Source organism: Brevibacillus laterosporus (assembly GCA_007833815.1).
Classification (GTDB): domain Bacteria; phylum Bacillota; class Bacilli; order Brevibacillales; family Brevibacillaceae; genus Brevibacillus_B; species Brevibacillus_B laterosporus_D.
Map to the genome: position 1 here is coordinate 2,286,597 of CP033464.1, position 17,609 is coordinate 2,304,205.

Here is a 17,609-nt window from a genome sequence, read left to right on the forward strand (position 1 = left end):
GTAGACAGTTGAAATAATATAACTGTTTCCTTACAAGGAGGAGTGAACTGCCCCCCGTCAAGTAGACAATGGAAAAATAAAAGATCAGACACCAACTATTCACTTAGGTTGGTGTCTTTCTTATGATGCTGAACTTTGAAGGTATTGCCTGTATTCCAAAGGTGTCATACAGTTTAGTCTTTTCTGGTATCGATGGTTATTGTAGTAATTTATGTATTCCATAATTGCTACTTCCAGCTCTTTGTATGTATTGAATTTATTGAGATCATACATTTCGGATTTTATCATTCCCCAAAACGATTCCATCGGGCCATTGTCTATGCACCTAGATACCCTCGACATGCTTTGTATCATTCCTGCATCGTCCAGTTTTTTCTTGAATTTTTTGCTCGTATATTGGAACCCTCGGTCACTATGAAAGATAGGTTTAGCATTAGGATATGACTGATGTGCAATATCAAAAGTTCTAAAAACAAGTTCATTGTTGTTGGAATGCCCGATCACAAAAGAAACAATACTTTTATCTGACAAATCCAGGATTGCACTCAAATAAGCCTTGCTTTGAAGGCCATACTTCATTTCCGTCACGTCAGTGAGCCATTTTGTACCGAATCCATCGGATTCGAAATCTCTGTTCAAGACATTTTCCGTCGTAATTTCAGGCGTTGAAGGAATGTAATTCTTTTTCTTTCTGCGGCATACCGATTTTATTTGTAAGATACACATGAGTCTGTATATCCGTTTATGGTTAACAGTAAGATTGTGTTGTCGGTTTAGTTTGATTGTCATCTGACGATATCCAAGGATTCCATCTCTTTCTTCATAGGCATCCTTAATCATGAGAAGCAACTCTTTGTTGAATTTCTCGTTATTACTTTCTTTCCTGTTTAGCCATTTATAATACGAAGAACGTTGAATCCCCATGTTTTCACAGAGTTGACTAATGGGATATAATTTACTGTCATGAAGATCGCGTATGGCAAAATATACAGGTTCATATCGGACTTGGCTTAGAATCGCCCCCTTTGGATTTCGTCCAGCTTTTTTAGTAAGTCAATCTCCATTTGCTTTCTTCTGTTCTCAGCTTGAAGCAGCTTATTATGTGCCCTCAGTTTCTCCACTTCGGACATCTCATCTTCAGATTTTCGCTTTCCACGTTTATCCTGAAGTGCATCTACACCAGATTTAATGTATTTATTTGTCCAAGAATAAACTTGCTGATAGGATACCTGAAATTTCTGTGCGGTTTGGGCATAATTGTGTTGATGTTCTATACAGAATCTTACGATTTCAATTCTTTCCTTGTAAGTAGTTGCTCGTCCTTTTGTCATGATTGGCGTTCCTCCTGAGCCGGAAGCTTTCGGCTTCTCATGACCATTATACTTCAGGATCCAGTTACGCAGTTGGCGGGTTGATTTGATGCCATATCTTTTACATATATCCATGTGAGAACCACGACTAGCCAGATAATCCTCGACAGCTGTTTTCTTTAATTCTGTGGAATAGGAGGAGTTCTTGGATGTATTGAGCAATCCGTTTGGACCTAATGATTGATAAGTTTGAAGCCATTGTTTAATAGATGGAAAGGAAACATCTAGAAGATTTGCTAAATGATTAAGCGAATCTTCCCCACGAAGATATTTTTCAATAGCTGCAATCTTTTCTGACCCAGATATTTTTGCTTTATGGGACATAAAAATGCTCCTCCTTGTAAGGAAACAGTTATATTATTTCAACTGTCTACCACAAGGGGAGCATATCAGAGCATATCAATCAAACCGTTGGAGGGCTCTTTTTATTTACCTTGTAAACTTCAGAACTGAAAAACACATCGCACTCACATACGTTCTACTAAGCCTACAATAATTACAGCGATAATAACTGCAAGTACAGTAAAAAGAATATTTTTAACTGGGAAGGGCTGAGGTTTTTCCTTATTCTTATTTTCCAGATATTTGACAGTCTCCACAATAACTGGTGTTAATCCTAAGCAAATAGCAAAGTAGCGATTGACTTGGAGGGTAAGGTAAAAGGATAGGATAAGCCAAAGAGAAGAGAGTATGTACTTTAACATGTTATTCTCTCACTTCTTTCATAGTAGTATGATTACGGGGTACAGCTTACCGGTGTTGGTTTTCCGTCGAAAAACATGCCAGATCCACTCTCAGAATCTAATTTGGTTCGGTCAGCATTTTTGTAGAATTTAACATGGTTGTAGTATCGATATTGTTCACATTTTTTAGGGTATCTGTATTGATCGTAAGTAATGTATGCCGTAGCGCTAAAAGCTGTTATTGAGGCAAGGGCTGCATACCCCATGCTGTACGGCATTTTTGTAGTAGCTGAAAGCATGCCTGCTGCTACGGATATCCCTAATTGATTGACATTATAATCAGTCTCATAACTTCCCATAAACTTTCCACCTGATGGCATCGAAACAGACTGTAAAGAGTGCAAGGTTAAAGGAGCAGCTTTTGACGGCTTAATAGATATTTCCTGTTTTACGCCATCGACTAATAGTTCATTCGTTTTAGGGTCAAAAGAAATGATTATTTCTTTTTGATCTTCAATTACTTTTGAATGGACTACACCGTCTTTATCTTCAAAACGTTCAAAAGTAATTTTTTTACCATCTTGAATCACTTCTTCTTTGACTAGATCGGTAGCAAATTGTTCATTATCGAAAATAGTTACGCTATTCGATTCTTTTGCTAGCGCATTAGAATGCTGTAGCGGAGATGCAACCATGACACCTGATATCAGTGTTCCGGCCAAAACAGATAAAACAACGCGTTTCATAATTATATGCCTCCTTATTTAATCCATGCATATAATAATGTCAAAATTTCAAAAAAATAGCAATTATAATTATACTGATCCTTTGAATATAATTTCTTTTTTTAATTGACCATTTCTAACCATTGCATAATCTCCTCATCATCAAATAAAATAAGAACATACATTCGTGTTTAAGGAGATGTTTCGATGGCTTCTAAAATTCTTGATCCACTTGTAACAAAATTCATCTTGCCTGAGCATGCCGAGATGTTACGCCAGCATCACGAGGATAAGAAACTGATCGAGAAGCCTATCATTGAAGAGGATGAACTAGCCGAGTTCTGTTATCGGATATCTGACTCACGTCAGTTTGACTACGCTCTTACAATCAATTGGTGGAAAGCAACGAAAGGAGATCGAGGCGTGATTGAATCAGCTTGGGGATGGGTAGATAAGTTTGATTCTACATTTAAGCAGGTCAAGTTAAAGAATGATGAGGATTTCTGGTGGATACCTGTTGAGGATGTAGTGAAGGTTGATATGTAATTTAATTAAGAAAGTCGTCTCCTTAAATTCAGGAAACGACTTATTTTTTTGCAAACATTGCAAACCATTTTGCAAACCGACTTCAAGGAACGCAAAGGAACGTGAAGGAACGCAACGGAATGAAGCAAAAAGATGTAGTACATCTATGACGTTTTAAAAACGTCTGGTAAGCGGTGAATGGCCGGGCGGTCGCGTCTGGTATAGCTACGATCAAGGTGGAAACGTCACGGGAATCGGGACGGTAGAGGCAACGTCGAAGAAGGTCATGGGGTATGGGAAGGACAACCGACTTTCCCTCGTAAATGAACATCCAGTAGAGATGGATGAAGATGGAAATCTTCTCGCAGGGACAGAGAATGAGGAAACTCATACTTATGTGTACGATGCCCGTAATCACTTAGCTGGCACAGGTCAAGCACACTACACCTATGACGCCGAGCACGTACCTCGATGACATGGAAAGGAAAGACGATACGCTATGTAGTCGACCAAGTGGAGGAGCTTAGCCGTGTTCTTATGGAGCTAGGAGAAGACGGTAGCCCGAAAGCCTACTATGTGTATGGACAAGGCCTAATCGGTCGAGAGGATGCGCAAGGGAATTACTTGTCGTATCATACGGATATGCGTGGTAGCCCCACGATGCTGAGTGATTGGAGCGGACGCGTCACTGACCGCTACAGCTACGGCGTGTATGGGGAATTAGAACAGCACGATGGTACAACCTTCCAACCGTATTGTTATAATGGGAGAGATGGTGTCGTGACCGACCCGAATGGCTTGTATTACATGAGGGCACGGTACTACCATCCCGGACTGAAGCGTTTCCTGAACCGGGATATTTTACCAGGAGACGTGACGGATGGGCAGACCTTTAACCGATTTGCCTATGTCAATGGTGATCCAGTAGGGTTTATTGATCCACTGGGGCTGGCGGGGCTTGGGTCTGATGATTGTCCGAAGGGGAATAAGGGTACGGGTAATAGTGCTAAAGATTTTGAAAAATCGTTAGTCAAGTTGCCACCAGCCGAGCGCGTTGCAACTGTAAGAACAAAAGCACAGGAAGTTGCTAAAAATAATGATTTAATAAAGGATTCGAAATTAAGTAAGATTAATGGTAGAGATGTATATAAAGACCCTAAAAAAGGTGATTTATATTCGGTAGATACACAGCATGGTCGATTTGAAAAAACAAATAGCAAAGGAAAGCATCAAGGGGAGGTTGATTTTGATTTTAAGCCAACTAAACCTGCCGATGCATCTGGCGGTCATAATTTAAAAGTTAAATAGAAAGGATGTAATAGAATGCTTAAGAGTGATTGGATATCCGTTAAGGAAATCGCAGACGATACTCGAATTTGGAGTGGAACCATAGTCAGGGTTTTTAGGGGGCATTAAATAAGGATAACTGTGAAGATAGTTTCTATGATTATATAGTGTCTTTTATATATGATAATACTGACTATTTACAGTTAACCTGTCTAACACAAGGCGAGGGTGGAAATATTGTTTGTGTATTGCAAACAGAACCAAATTCTAATTACTCATTAGGGAGGGAATTGAAAATAATGATGGATGATGGCAAAGACTCTGTGTTTGTAAATTTTTCCCCTAAGTGTATCGTGAAATAAACCTCTACTAGGAGTCCTAGGGGCGTTTTGGTGCCAGTCGCCATCCAGAAAACTGTAGACTATGATACATTGCAAAGGGAAACACTATCGGAAGAGCAAAAAAAATTGTCTCCGTGGGGTACATGGAATGATACTTTGTTTATTGAAAGAATTTCACGAGAGTGGACTTTAAAAAATTGGAGCTAAGTGTGTATAAACTATTAAGAGTATATATTTTCTAACGTAATAACTCGTAAACCTTGATTGGCTATACGCCTTTCAAGGTTTTTTTATGATTTAAACATTTTAGAGTTAAAACAATCAATATTTGAATCAGAAGCTCATGATGGTAAACAGACAAATGAGATTGGTTGCAGTGCTAAAGGCATAAATGACTACCACACTTATTACTCGATTTACATTTGCACACGAGAATGGCAAAGCTCGAAGTGATAAATGAGGAAATACACTGGTACATAAGAGAATGAATTAAACAGTAAAAGAGAAAAGTTTTATGTTAGGTAGACATTGAATAATGCTTACGTGAAATTCATAACTCATGAAGGTTGTACCATCATGGAGTATCGTTTTAATGCTTGGAAGAACTGAACAAGAACGAGAAAGGGGCGAGATGGATTTAATTCATCAGTATTGGAAGATAAACAAGTTACTTATGAGAACTTCAAAAAAGAAGTAGTAAATAAAACTAAGTTATATATCGAAGAATTAAGAGTATTAAATTATGAAGTTAATAAAGATATTTTGAATTTGGAAAGTTTGATATTAGAAATAGAAAAATAAATTGTTAAATGTGCCTATTTTGCTGACAGGGCGAGAAATAGGTAAAATGACATTTTTTACACAAGAACCATAATAACTAATGAAAATGCTATGGCTCGTGGCGATAAACAATGGAATATAATATGAAACGCCCATATGTTTACAGAAAAAGATATCCTTGAATTTGAATAAATAACTCATGAAGGCTAAACCATCAAGGGGTGCTATTTTAATAATAAAGCATTAAGAGCGAGAATAGGCGAGATGACATTTTACTAACGAGGACTACCTTATGATGTCATAAGCAACAAACACACGAAATTAAATAAGCTAAAGGGTTTCGATTTTTTGGAAATAGAGAAAAGAATCGGTTCAATGTCAAGAGTAGAGAAAATAGCCTCAAAACGTTTGGGAGGTTCTAAGTCGAATAATTCTTGTATATCAAATAGGCTTCCTTGTTTTATAATAGACACTGGGAGTCACCAGCACCTCTTAAGTTTGGGTCGCACTTAACTTATTAGAGATTTGGGGAGGTACTCCTTTTTCTATGCTCAAAAACTCTTGAGCCCGTAGGGCTCTGATTTATGAAATTGATTCACTTAAAAATTGACAAACACGCTGATAAACATAAAAGGCTTATTCCAACTTGTAATTTTGAGGAGGAGACACCCGATCCGAATGAATGGCAAATCGATCATATTATTCCTAGAGATAAAGATGGGACTAACAGTTTCAGCAATGCTCAAGTGTTAACACGAAAAGAAAATAGAGATAAATCCAACAAGTTACCCTCCGACCTAAATAAACCAAGCAAGAAAACACCACCAACTAAACCGAAAAGGAGAAAAAAATGAAGCCTGTTATACTAAATAATCAATTAAATAAAAACAATTTGTGGAACGGCTGTATACTTGCATCGGTAGCACATGCTATTATGGTTGCTCACTATCCTGAATTATCATACGAACATTCATGGGACGGTAAAAACTACAGCGTTGTTGACGGTTCAAGTGGAAGAGGAACAATTACGTTTAACGAAAAGTATGTTGTCGGTGCGTTTCGAAATGAAAACATTAATAGAACTGAATTCCCTACAGCAATGGATTTTTTTACTGGTGCGCCACAGGAAATCCTTGAGCTAACTAAGAATGAAACTTTAGAATACCTTCTAGAAGAGGATGAAGATGGAATGTCCTCACCATCTATCACTACTGCATTTTGGGGTGATAATGATACTATTACTTCGATTGATAATTTCGTAAGATTAATTCAGTATGGGGGTTATCTATTAGAAAGGCAGTTTATGGAGCATGAATCTGCAATTGAATCTTGGCGAGATTATTATGAGATGACGAGTGAACAAGTTGATCTGTTAAAGTCGATATATGCTAGGAAAGTAAATAATCCTGATGTTAATATCACGTTGACAAAACGCGAAATTGAATTGATTGGAGCAGAAAGTCCTGAAGGTTTGAGTGAAAGTATGACTTCGTTTGAGGAAATCGGGATAGATTGGGAGAAGTAAACGGGTATGATAGGGCTACCGAGTGCCGAATGAATCCAACATTAAACCAATAACACATATAACTCACACAAAAAAATAGACTAGGTTTACATCTTGGCACAAGATCATACAGTACAACCAACAAACCAAACACTAACAAGCTAAAAGTGCAGCTGATTTTCTAAAAGAATATGGTGATTTAAAAATCCAATTTGAAAATCCTAAAAGATCAGACAGCTATTTAACTTTGACTATTAACCCAATTGATGCAGCAAGCTCAATTTTCCGAGAAGTATCGAAGAGATATGAACGATATTGTAACGAGTCATTTGTCATCGTTGGAGAAATTCCACTTATGGATATGACATGGTATATTTCTTCATCAGGAGCTTTTTATGGAGGAAACGATGATTTTCTTATCCGTTTAGGAGATAATTTTTTTCAGGCACTTCATAATATAGTTAGTGGTGTAAAATTAGAAGTTATTACTGTTGAAGATGAATAGAGAGGATACTAGGAGATTTCAATCTAACGCTTATGTCGTACAATAAAACCAACAAACCAAACACTAAACAACTTAACAAACACTTTATTAACTTCCAAAAGCTTATTCCAACTTGAACCGTGAGTTAGGAATGAGCTTTTTTGCATGCCCAAAAATCATAGGAGGAAAAAGACAGAGCCCCAAATGAACATCAAGGATTTCGTTCCTAATGTGAATATCATGCCCTTTGGCAGATGCGGTAACTTAGCAAATCCAGCGGTAGCAGCAGTTACGGAAGCAAACGGCGGTTACTTAAAACGTATGCCATGCATGCCAATTGTAACTATGTCGTGGATTGGGGGCAAGGAAGAAGGGACAGGGCACGAAGCATCGTGTGTACGACCTGTTAGGCCGTGTCCACTGCTTGTACAGATAGCTACGGAAATACCATTCAATACCGATATGATGAAAATAGCCAGCTTTCCCACCTCATTTATCCAGATGGGAAGGTTGTCCGTTATGCCTACGATTTGGCGGGACAGCTCACGGAGGTAAAAGACTGGGCAGGGCGTCGTACTACCTACACCTACGATGAAAATGGACGACTGATCAAGACGGTACGACCAAATGGAACCATCGAGCAACGTAGCTATGACGTCGCTGGACAAATGGTACGTCTGTGGGATCAAAACCGCCAAGGTGTGATGCTCCAGAAATATCGCTACGTGTACAATGAGCTAGGGCAAATTGTGCAGGAAGAGGAAAAGAAGTATACCTACGACTCTCTTAAACGACTCGTAAGCGGTGAATGGCCGGGTGGTCGCGTCTGGTATAGCTACGACCAAGGTGGAAACGTCACGGGAATCGGGACGGTAGAGGCAACACCGAAGAAGGTCATGGGGTATGGAAAGGACAACCGGCTCTCCGTAGTGAATGAACATCCAGTAGAGATGGATGCAGACGGCAATCTTCTCGCATGGACAGAGAATGAGGAAACTCATGCCTATGTGTACGATGCCCGTAATCGCTTAGCTCGCACAGGTCAAGCACGCTACACCTATGATGCCGAGCTTGTACGTACCTCGATGACTTGGAAAGGAAAGACGACACGCTATGTAGTCGACCAAGTGGAAGTATTTAGCCGCGTTCTTATGGAGCTAGGAGAAGACGGTAGCCCGAAAGCCTACTATGTGTATGGACAAGGACTGATCGGGCGAGAGGATGCGCAAGGGAATTACTTGTCGTATCATACGGATATGCGTGGTAGTACCACGATGCTGAGTGATTGGAGCGGACGCGTCACTGACCGCTACAGCTCTGGCGTGTACGGGGAATTAGAACAGCACGATGGTACAACCTCCCAACCGTTTTGTTATAATGGAAGATGGTGTCATGACCGACCCGAATGGCTTGTACTACATGAGGGGCGGTACTATCACCCGGGACTGAAGCGGTTCCTGAACCGAGATATCTTATCAGGGGACGTGACGGAAGGGCAGACCTTTAACCGATTTGCCTATGTAAATGGCGATCCAGTAGGGTTTATTGATCCGCTGGGATTGGCAGGGCTTGGGACTGGGCAGTGTAAGAAGGGTAAGACTGAGGGACGGATGAAGCTGAGAAATACTATAGAACAATGAGCCAAGAACATTATGATACTTTAGTTAAGACAAGAAAAGTACCGGCTACTAGGGAAACATGCATCTCACCAATAAAAGGGTACTCAGCAAAATATGATGGGGTTTTGGTTGAGTTTGAAGTTGCTCCAGGAACGACTAAAGCTTTAGAAGCAATAGGAGTAAGAAATAATGCTGGAGTAGTAGTTGAAAAATATCCAAATATGCCTGAGGTTTCTAAAGGATGGAATGAGGAGAAAGCTTTCTTTAAAGGAGAAGGTAAGAAAGGGAATAAAGCGACTGATAAAGGTCAAATTAATATTGGTCTAGGAACTGGTAAAGCGTTGGAAATATTCAATAAGAATATAATAAAATTTAAGGAGGTCCCAAAATGACAGATAATGAAAGAGAGACGATTAGGAAGCTAATTAGGGATGATATATCCGAAGAACAGTTTGCACTAGAATTTAATGTTGACTCAAACTATGTGAAACAATTATTAGAAATTGCTTATAATGAGAAAAATGAGAAGGATGTAGATTATCAAACTTATGTTATATTTTGCTTTAATCTTGTTACAGAAGATTATGTTGACTTACTGTGCAGACTAATGTACGCTCCTTGGCATCATCAACACGAAGATATAGCAACAATATTTCAATCTTTTAGATTTCCACAAACAGTAGAATGTTTATATAAAACAGCACAAACTCAATTTGAGTATTTAGAATATGATGATAGTTATGCGCTAGCTGTTAAATGTATCTGGGCATTAGGGGATATTAATACTGAAGAATCGCGAAAAAAACTGGAATTGTTATCTGTATCAGAGAATGAAATCATAAGAGAAAATGCGCTTAAGCAATTACAACGAAAATATTTCCTGAAGACTAATTATTTGAATATACCGGAGGATTAAAAAATGAAAGAGGTTTATAAAACCCAAAAAATCCTGGCTCAGTTTAACGAAAACACAATTAGAGTTTATCAGGCCTATAATAGTAGAATTGCAGATGAAGCTGTACGTTTAGGAACATTTGGTCCGTCCTTCAAAATGGATAGAATGACATGGATAAAACCATCGTTTTTATGGATGATGTATAGGTCAGGGTGGGCAACTAAAAAAGACCAAGAAAGGATATTGGCAATTGATATAAAAAGAACAGGATTTCAAGCAATTCTTGAAAATGTAGTTTTATCAACATTTGAAGAAAGTGTATATGGATCATATGAAGATTGGAGATCTCAACTTGAAATCTCAGAGGTTAGATGCCAATGGGACCCTGATAGGGATATATATGGAGATCCGTTGGATAGACGTGCTATTCAATTAGGTTTAAAGGGTAATATGGTTAAAAATTACGTTAATGATTGGATTGTAAAAATTAATGATATCACAGAGGAAGTGATAGAGCTAAGAGAATCAATAAAATCAAAAACCTTTGAAGTAAGTATGCTGCCAAGTGAACATGAATACCCTTTGGATGACGGTATAAAGACGATACTTGGAGTAGTATAAAGAAGTTGAGGAACCATTTGAATAAGGGAAAATAGGTTCGCCGTATCAAAGGTCACACAACATAGTTTGATGTGGCCTTTTTTTGATTAAAGGGGATAGAATGACTGTATGTTCAGAAGAAAAAGTTAGATTTAACTTATATTGGGGTAGAGAGATGAAGAGCATTCTATATAAAAACGAGGGAATGTGATCCAGGAGTGTGTCTTGATAAAATTGGAGAGGCACCAACTCATAAACATTGGTTTCATGCCTTTAAGGTTTCTTTTTTAAGGAAAGTTGACATGTTAAGTGGGAGATAAGTATAGAAGTGCTGAGTTGATGGTGCTGTTTTTGACCGAGACAATTTATTACTTGTAACACTAAGGATACACGAGGAATATTGGCCAAAAAACCATCTGAGGAATCAACCATTTTATAATAGTAATTAAAAAGTGGAGGGTTCAATTTATGGAGAAGAAACAAAGTAAGGATGAAATTATAGAAGTTATTCACAATATTCTATCTGCAAAAGGAACGGAAGAAGAAGAGGATACATGGTTAGAACAGTGTTAGTGTACCTTATTATCAAGAAATTTATAGAATTATTGTTACTAGTAAAGAGGATTTAACTGCAGAAGATATTCTAGAGAAGGCTAATCAAAACCACAGCCCAATCCATTAATAACTATAAACAAGATACATACCCTAAACGAGTATTCAGCGCTTAGCTTCAATCCTAATTCTATTTAAAGCACATGTAAAAAAAGAAGGGCCTTACATACCAGCCCTTTTTATAATTCAAAACATTAATTCACAGCCCTTATACTCTTTCTAACAAGTTGATCTGCCTGTCGAGTTGTTTCTGGGAGGCGGTAACGCGGAGAATAGAAAGATATATGGATGTTAATACGAAAGAGCTTCAATTGATAGATGTTAAAAAGACAGGCTTGGCTCAAACCTATCAATTTAGAAGGTCGTATCAAGGTACTCCTGTCATTACTCGGGGTTATGCTGTAACCATTGATGCGGAAAAAGAGAAGATAATTGGACTTGATCTAGGCTATAGAGAACAAGCATCTACGAGCTTCCCAGACAAACCCCAAGCAATGACACCAGATGCTGCTGCCACTATCTACTTGAAAGAACGTCCCTGGTCACTAGTCTATGTCATGCTACCGGATACGAAGCAACAAATAGCAGTCCCTCACTTGGTTTATCAGATTTATTATCATGATACACCTCGGTTATATGTTGACGCGGTTACTGGTGAAATTGTTAGATAAGAGAATGAACTCACCCATTAAACCAGTTTCCTTGTAAGTTCTCTTTCTTTCTCCTATAATCTAATATGATAGTTTCTTTTACGAGAAAATTGCATTCTTTATGTCAGATGGAGGAGAATAGTCCTCCCGTTCAAGAGGCGACACCATCCCTAATCCGTCTGTTTGAAGGATTAGGGATTTTTTGGTAGATGTGGTCGATAAAAATCGAATGAAGAGAGGATATCTCCATGAAAAAAATGAAACGAACTCTAACAGCATTGCTAACACTATGCTTAGCTGTTTCACTAACTGCATGTTCGGGTGAAACAACACCAAAGGAGGGAGCACAGCCTTCCCCAAGCCAGAACCAACCGACTGATTCTGCTTCGGATAACCAAGCAACAGATACTACATTAAAAACCATCTATCCGCTCAAAGTAAAGGATATGACGGGAGAAGAGTTTACATTTGAAAAAGCCCCAGAGCGCATCGTATCTGTATCTCCAGCTGAAACCGAAACGTTATTTGCACTTGGTCTTGAGCAAAAAATCACGGGTGTTTCGGATTACGATGACTATCCAGCATCTGTAAAGGATAAGCCTAAGATGGGTAGCATAATGGCTCCAAACGTAGAATCCATTTTGGCTGCAAAACCGGACATTGTATTCTCAGGAATTTCAATGAAAGAAGAGACTGTAAAGAAATTCCGTGAGCTTGGTGTAAAAATCTTTAAAGTAGAACCTAAGACGTATGATGATGTGATTGCGAATATTGAATTGTATGGAAAAATCACAGATCGTCAGGCTGAAGCGAAGAAAGTAGTTGACGAACTTAAAAAGACGTGGGACGAGATTCAAGCTGTGGTAAAGGATATTAACCAGAAAAAGAAAGTTTATATTGAATTTGCTCCAGGCTGGACGGTCGGTAAAGGTGAATTTTTAAACCAAATGATAGAGCTTGCTGGTGGAATCAACGTGGCTGCTGACACTCAAGGTTGGGTGCAAATTAATGAAGAGACCATTATTAAGCAAAATCCTGATGTTATTCTCTATACACTGGGTGTAGTGGACACCAAGACCAACCAATCCTTGGAAGACATTATTCGTTTGCGTAAAGGCTGGAGTGGGATTGAGGCGGTTAAAAATAACACAGTAGTTGGTCTAGATCAGAATGTCATCAGTCGTCCTGGACCACGCCTCGCAGAAGGTCTAAAAACAATAGCAAAAGCAATTTATCCTGATAAATTTTAAGTAAGTGGGGCTGACCTCTAGATGAGTACAAATAACGCTTACGGACAGATGATAGGGACAAAAGGAATGACAGCGGGAGCAGTGGGAATGATGCTGCTCCTGTTGTCTGTTGTGGCTAGTTTAGCCATTGGTTCTGTGATGTTACCGATGGGAGAGATTACCCGCATTTTATTGCACCAGCTTCCTGGGGTTAACTCGCTTATTCCAGTTACATGGGATGAATCCTCCACACAGATTATGTTGAACGTCAGATTGCCAAGGGTGATATTGGCTTTATTAGTAGGGGCTTCCCTTGGGATAGCGGGTGCCGCGTTTCAAGGTGTTTTACGTAATCCACTAGCAGATCCTTACACACTTGGGGTATCGTCTGGCGCTTCGGTTGGGGCGGCCATACTCATTTACTTTGGCTTGCAATATACTTGGCTAGGACAGTGGACAGTACCGTTGACTGCCTTTGTCACCGGGGTTTGTACATTAGTAATCGTGTTGCAGATGGCACGAGAAAACGGAAAGATTCCCATTGAGACGTTGATTTTATCTGGAGTGGTCATGCAAGCATTTCTAGGCTCCATTGTTTCATTTCTCGTCGCAATGTCTAAGCAAACCATTAATGAAATTTTATTTTGGGTGATGGGGAGTCTGGCTTTGCGAGGCTGGTCATTTACAGGAGTTTTATTGCCTTATTTTGTTGTCGGACTCCTTGTTTTATTTGCATATGCCCGACCCCTAAATATGCTCGCATTGGGAGAGAGGCAAGCGGGACATCTAGGTTTGCATGTAGAACGGACGAAATGGATCGTGCTACTGACAGCTACGCTTGTAACGGCAGCCGCTGTGTCTGTGTCTGGTGTGATTGGTTTTGTTGGATTGGTCGTTCCGCATTTACTACGGATGATCATTGGGGCTGATTATCGGTTATTGATTCCCATGTCTGCTATAGGTGGAGCTATTTATGTATTGTGGGCAGATACCATTGCTCGCACGTTGCTTGCTCCGACAGAAATTCCACTTGGTGTGGTAACCGCCTTCATTGGCGCACCGTTCTTTGCCATGCTACTGATCCGTAATAAACGGAAGCGTAGGGGGGATGATGCTGATGAAGAACAGGGGACACCAAGTAAAGTCAGCAAGTAAACAACAGTATAATCGTGTTCAAGCCACGTATTCTAACCATCAAAAGTCTTTGCGAGAAGAACAGACTGATCCTGTCATTTCTGTTTGTGATGTCTCCCATCGTTACGGAAATCAATCGGTCTTGCAACAGATCTCACTTGGCATTAAGGCAGGTGAGTGGGTAGGTATTATTGGGCCGAATGGCAGTGGCAAATCCACTTTGTTATCTTTGATGTCACGAGCGGAGACACCATCTACTGGACAGGTTCTCGTATATGGTAGAGATATCAAGTCATACGGACGTAAAGACTTATCACGACATATGGCTGTTCTCCAACAGGAAACGATTCCTCCGATTCATTACACTGTGCAAGAAGTCGTGGAAATGGGGCGTTTTCCTTATCAATCATGGTGGGGAACGGAAGCAGAGGACAGCGGACCATTTATTGAGAGCATCATGGAGCGATTGCAGTTGAAGACGCTGGCAGATAGAAGACTAGATCAATTGAGTGGAGGACAGCGTCAGCGTGCGGCCTTGGCCAAATTAATGGCCCAGTCGCCTAGCATCGTGCTGTTAGATGAACCAACCACTTACCTAGATATTCATTATCAGGTGCAATTTATGGACGTGGTGCGGGAGTGGCAACAGGATTGTGGAGTAACAGTCGTTTCTGTTTTGCACGATCTTAATTTAGCTGCTTTATACTGTGATCGTATTATCGTGCTACATGATGGTAAGATTTCGGCTGAGGGAACACCGTCAGAAATGATGACCTCTGAGCGACTTGCTAACGTTTTTCAGGTAAATACAGCGGTTGTTCCTCATCCAGAGACAAATCGACCACAAGTGCTAGTTTGTCCAAAACAGCGAGCAGAAAAGCTGACAACCAAATGAGTAAGTAAGCATTTCATTCCCCTCAAGTATCTCTTGCTCAAAACGACTAGATAATGGAGAAGCGTGTTGGAATAGCAGAAACCCCCAAACAGATTTTACTATCCGTTTGGGGATTTTTGTATTATTTCTTTTGATAAACACAAACGACCATCTTCACAAAATACTCACGGAACAAGGACGTTTTTGCTAAATTAGCTACTACATTGCGCAAAGGCATTTCCTTTTCATAAACAGCAGGGTAGTGCACGCCTTTTTGAATGTTACGGAAACGTCTGATCGTCATGCGATTGATATACGAAAAGTACTCGGAACCATCTGGACGCTTGCTAATCCGAAAGCCTAAACGATCCTTTCCGTCTGGCAAATCTTGAACGAGTTTGCGATAAGCATCGATTAAGGTTTGCTCAGAAAAGAAGGAATGTACCCACGGAAATCCGATTGCATCTGACAAGTGAGCACCATATGGATGGTAATATGGCGGGAAGTTAATGTAGAGATGACCGCCCTTTTTTAAAACACGGAAACATTCTTCCAGCGTTTTCTCTGGATTATCTACGTGTTCCATTGCATCGTTCATGATGATCGTATCGAACGTCTCATCTTCAAATAACATCTTTGATGCATCACCCGTCATGAATGAAGCTATGTTATCCAAGCCCTTTTCCCGAGCAAAGGCATTACCTTCTTCAGCATAATGAGGTACGATGTCAATTCCTATGATCTTTTTTGGACCAAACGTAGCGTAGTAGCATGTTTTACCACCACCGCCACAACCGATATCAAGCACGGTTTTATCTTTAAACATTTCTTCCTGAGAATGGAACGGCAAGAAGAATTGAATGGTCTGATCACCCTTGCGGAATTGCCATTCGGTATAGCTCATTTTACCGTCATTCGCTAGATTAAACGGATGAACGGGCAAAGGAAACATTTTATTTAATGTGATAAGTAATGACGAAGAGAGTGACAAGATCTTTTGCCTCCTTACAAACAAACGACAATTATTTCTTACTGGCCAACGCTTGTAGAACTAATTCGCTACTTTTCATAGCTTCCGCTTTAAGCATGTCAGCTTTTTCACGGATGATTGCTTGCTCGCGATCTAGATGCTGCATACGATCATCAAGTAGTGTAAGCAATTGTTCTGATGTCAAATCCTTGATATGGCCCGCACAGGTCATGCCTGCACGTTCCACAAAACGGTCAATTTTAGGATCATAGGAAATCCCGATAAACGGAATGTGAAGCATACAAGCAAGGATCAAAGAATGAAGCCTCATCCCCACCACGTAATCCGCTTGCTTTAAGATGCACATAATGTCATGAAAAGGGACATGCTCTTTTAGCATAGCCGCACCCTTATAACGCATCGCCTCCATAATGTCTTCAGAAGGGGCGATATCGCTCGGGAAATGCATCGGTAGAAACAGCACGTTCCAGCCGCGTTCCTGATAATAATCCGCTGCATCGGCAATCACCTGTTTAAAACGCGCTTCCGTTTTCCAATCACGAACGGAAAAGATCACAAGCGGTCGGGATGAATCTTCGAACATAGGTGATACCAGCTCAGCGCCTCGCTCATCTGAAATATCTTCAGGATGAATGGTGAGTGCAGGGTCCGCCGTAACATACAATGGAGCCTTGGTCACTCCACAAGCTTTAAAATCTTCACCAGATTCATGGTCGCGCACTGTAATTACATCTACATGATTCACGACTGTTTTAATCATGGATCGGCTAAACGATTTTAGGATGGGACCGAAGCCTTGGGCATAAAATACGACGGGTTTTCCTAACAATTTGGCAATCGTAACGATCCCTAGATAATAGAGTACACTGCGGGGACTAGTAACGTCTTGCATTAACGTACCGCCACCCATCACCAACAGGTCGCTTTGTTTTAATTCTCGCACAATCGTAGAGAGTTTCCAACGATTATGGGCGGATATCCCAAATAGCGATGTTGTCCGCTCAGGCGTATTTGACAACACGGATAGGGAAATATTCGGTTGTTCTCGTCTGAGCGAGGTAATGATTCCATATAAAACAACATCGTCCCCGGCATTGTTAAAGCCGTAATATCCGGAGATGAGAATTCGCGACATGAGAGAACCTTCTTTCTATTCAAACGTACTGGTAACGTAACTGATAAGTAGTATACAATCATAGGTGCCGTTTTCTAATTTGGGCACATCCTCAAGTATAATCGAGAGGCAACAGGTAAGTAAAGCCAGGGCGTCAGAACTACATGATATAGTAGATTCCCGCAGCAAGTA

17 protein-coding genes and 5 pseudogenes are annotated in these 17,609 nt (G+C 40.1%); 16 read left to right on the plus strand and 6 right to left on the minus strand.

What is annotated here, in order from left to right:
• Positions 1-120 precede the first annotated feature (120 nt).
• The 4 genes from EEL30_12145 to EEL30_12160 form a co-directional block, all read right to left on the minus strand.
• Positions 121-1,017: an IS3 family transposase gene (locus tag EEL30_12145; protein QDX92988.1), complete on the minus strand. Its 897-nt coding sequence runs from the start codon at positions 1,015-1,017 to the stop codon at positions 121-123.
• The gene (locus EEL30_12150; GenBank protein QDX92989.1) at positions 1,011-1,694 is read right to left on the minus strand and encodes a transposase; all 684 of its coding nucleotides are present in this window, start codon (positions 1,692-1,694) and stop codon (positions 1,011-1,013) included. The genes EEL30_12145 and EEL30_12150 overlap by 7 nt, the downstream gene beginning before the upstream one ends.
• 143 nt (positions 1,695-1,837) lie before the next feature.
• Positions 1,838-2,074, minus strand: coding sequence for a hypothetical protein (locus tag EEL30_12155; GenBank protein ID QDX92990.1), 237 nt, complete (start codon positions 2,072-2,074; stop codon positions 1,838-1,840).
• Positions 2,075-2,106: 32 nt separating this feature from the next.
• Positions 2,107-2,799, minus strand: coding sequence for a hypothetical protein (locus tag EEL30_12160; GenBank protein QDX92991.1), 693 nt, complete (start codon positions 2,797-2,799; stop codon positions 2,107-2,109).
• A gap of 186 nt (positions 2,800-2,985) precedes the next feature.
• Here EEL30_12160 and EEL30_12165 point away from each other — a divergent pair, with 186 nt between their 5' ends.
• The 16 genes and pseudogenes from EEL30_12165 (at position 2,986) to EEL30_12240 (ending at position 15,333) form a co-directional block, all read left to right on the plus strand.
• Complete coding sequence (locus tag EEL30_12165) at positions 2,986-3,324, plus strand: YolD-like family protein (protein ID QDX92992.1); 339 nt, start codon at positions 2,986-2,988, stop codon at positions 3,322-3,324.
• A gap of 144 nt (positions 3,325-3,468) precedes the next feature.
• A pseudogene (locus EEL30_12170) lies at positions 3,469-4,269 on the plus strand (RHS repeat-associated core domain-containing protein).
• 39 nt (positions 4,270-4,308) lie between these two features.
• Positions 4,309-4,611, plus strand: a pseudogene (locus tag EEL30_12175) (transposase).
• A 15-nt stretch (positions 4,612-4,626) separates the two neighbouring features.
• Positions 4,627-4,952 (plus strand): annotated as a pseudogene (locus EEL30_12180) (hypothetical protein).
• A gap of 1,343 nt (positions 4,953-6,295) precedes the next feature.
• Positions 6,296-6,565, plus strand: coding sequence for an HNH endonuclease (locus EEL30_12185; protein ID QDX92993.1), 270 nt, complete (start codon positions 6,296-6,298; stop codon positions 6,563-6,565).
• On the plus strand, positions 6,562-7,236 hold the full coding sequence (locus EEL30_12190; GenBank protein QDX92994.1) for a hypothetical protein: 675 nt from the start codon (positions 6,562-6,564) through the stop codon (positions 7,234-7,236). Before EEL30_12185 ends, EEL30_12190 begins: the two co-directional genes overlap by 4 nt.
• 184 nt (positions 7,237-7,420) lie before the next feature.
• Positions 7,421-7,720, plus strand: coding sequence for a hypothetical protein (locus EEL30_12195; protein ID QDX92995.1), 300 nt, complete (start codon positions 7,421-7,423; stop codon positions 7,718-7,720).
• 144 nt (positions 7,721-7,864) lie between these two features.
• Positions 7,865-8,071: pseudogene (locus EEL30_12200) on the plus strand (DUF4280 domain-containing protein).
• Positions 8,064-9,291 (plus strand): annotated as a pseudogene (locus EEL30_12205) (wall-associated protein). The pseudogenes EEL30_12200 and EEL30_12205 overlap by 8 nt, the downstream one beginning before the upstream one ends.
• Before the next feature lie 44 nt (positions 9,292-9,335).
• Positions 9,336-9,710 (plus strand): hypothetical protein, encoded by a 375-nt coding sequence (locus EEL30_12210; GenBank protein QDX92996.1) that lies wholly within the window; start codon positions 9,336-9,338, stop codon positions 9,708-9,710.
• Entirely contained in the window at positions 9,707-10,234 is a 528-nt protein-coding gene (locus EEL30_12215) for a HEAT repeat domain-containing protein (GenBank protein QDX92997.1), read from the plus strand. The genes EEL30_12210 and EEL30_12215 overlap by 4 nt, the downstream gene beginning before the upstream one ends.
• A gap of 3 nt (positions 10,235-10,237) precedes the next feature.
• Entirely contained in the window at positions 10,238-10,834 is a 597-nt protein-coding gene (locus EEL30_12220; GenBank protein ID QDX92998.1) for a DUF4291 domain-containing protein, read from the plus strand.
• Positions 10,835-11,709: 875 nt separating this feature from the next.
• Positions 11,710-12,096, plus strand: a complete 387-nt coding sequence (locus EEL30_12225; protein QDX92999.1) for a hypothetical protein — start codon at positions 11,710-11,712, stop codon at positions 12,094-12,096.
• Between the two features lie 227 nt (positions 12,097-12,323).
• On the plus strand, positions 12,324-13,325 hold the full coding sequence (locus EEL30_12230) for an ABC transporter substrate-binding protein (GenBank protein QDX93000.1): 1,002 nt from the start codon (positions 12,324-12,326) through the stop codon (positions 13,323-13,325).
• 21 nt (positions 13,326-13,346) lie between these two features.
• Complete coding sequence (locus EEL30_12235; protein QDX93001.1) at positions 13,347-14,459, plus strand: iron ABC transporter permease; 1,113 nt, start codon at positions 13,347-13,349, stop codon at positions 14,457-14,459.
• On the plus strand, positions 14,422-15,333 hold the full coding sequence (locus tag EEL30_12240; GenBank protein ID QDX93002.1) for an ABC transporter ATP-binding protein: 912 nt from the start codon (positions 14,422-14,424) through the stop codon (positions 15,331-15,333). The genes EEL30_12235 and EEL30_12240 overlap by 38 nt, the downstream gene beginning before the upstream one ends.
• A 121-nt stretch (positions 15,334-15,454) precedes the next feature.
• Here the strand turns inward: EEL30_12240 and EEL30_12245 are convergent, their stop codons facing one another.
• A complete protein-coding gene (locus EEL30_12245; protein ID QDX93003.1) occupies positions 15,455-16,303 on the minus strand; it encodes a methyltransferase domain-containing protein in 849 nt (282 codons plus the stop codon).
• Between the two features lie 31 nt (positions 16,304-16,334).
• Positions 16,335-17,438 carry a polysaccharide pyruvyl transferase CsaB gene (gene csaB / locus EEL30_12250; GenBank protein QDX93004.1) on the minus strand — a complete coding sequence of 368 codons (1,104 nt, stop codon included), beginning with the start codon at positions 17,436-17,438 and terminating at the stop codon, positions 16,335-16,337.
• Positions 17,439-17,609: the final 171 nt, after the last annotated feature.

Excerpts from the sequence above, each read along its gene's own strand:
- EEL30_12150 (QDX92989.1), bottom strand. The coding sequence starts at position 1,694 with ATGTCCCATAAAGCAAAAATATCTGGGTCAGAAAAGATTGCAGCTATT.
- EEL30_12155 (QDX92990.1), bottom strand. The coding sequence starts at position 2,074 with ATGTTAAAGTACATACTCTCTTCTCTTTGGCTTATCCTATCCTTTTAC.
- EEL30_12160 (QDX92991.1), bottom strand. The coding sequence starts at position 2,799 with ATGAAACGCGTTGTTTTATCTGTTTTGGCCGGAACACTGATATCAGGT.
- EEL30_12165 (QDX92992.1), top strand. The coding sequence starts at position 2,986 with ATGGCTTCTAAAATTCTTGATCCACTTGTAACAAAATTCATCTTGCCT.
- EEL30_12185 (QDX92993.1), top strand. The coding sequence starts at position 6,296 with ATGAAATTGATTCACTTAAAAATTGACAAACACGCTGATAAACATAAA.
- EEL30_12190 (QDX92994.1), top strand. The coding sequence starts at position 6,562 with ATGAAGCCTGTTATACTAAATAATCAATTAAATAAAAACAATTTGTGG.
- EEL30_12210 (QDX92996.1), top strand. The coding sequence starts at position 9,336 with ATGAGCCAAGAACATTATGATACTTTAGTTAAGACAAGAAAAGTACCG.
- EEL30_12215 (QDX92997.1), top strand. The coding sequence starts at position 9,707 with ATGACAGATAATGAAAGAGAGACGATTAGGAAGCTAATTAGGGATGAT.
- EEL30_12220 (QDX92998.1), top strand. The coding sequence starts at position 10,238 with ATGAAAGAGGTTTATAAAACCCAAAAAATCCTGGCTCAGTTTAACGAA.
- EEL30_12225 (QDX92999.1), top strand. The coding sequence starts at position 11,710 with ATGGATGTTAATACGAAAGAGCTTCAATTGATAGATGTTAAAAAGACA.
- EEL30_12230 (QDX93000.1), top strand. The coding sequence starts at position 12,324 with ATGAAAAAAATGAAACGAACTCTAACAGCATTGCTAACACTATGCTTA.
- EEL30_12235 (QDX93001.1), top strand. The coding sequence starts at position 13,347 with ATGAGTACAAATAACGCTTACGGACAGATGATAGGGACAAAAGGAATG.
- EEL30_12240 (QDX93002.1), top strand. The coding sequence starts at position 14,422 with ATGAAGAACAGGGGACACCAAGTAAAGTCAGCAAGTAAACAACAGTAT.
- csaB (QDX93004.1), bottom strand. The coding sequence starts at position 17,438 with ATGTCGCGAATTCTCATCTCCGGATATTACGGCTTTAACAATGCCGGG.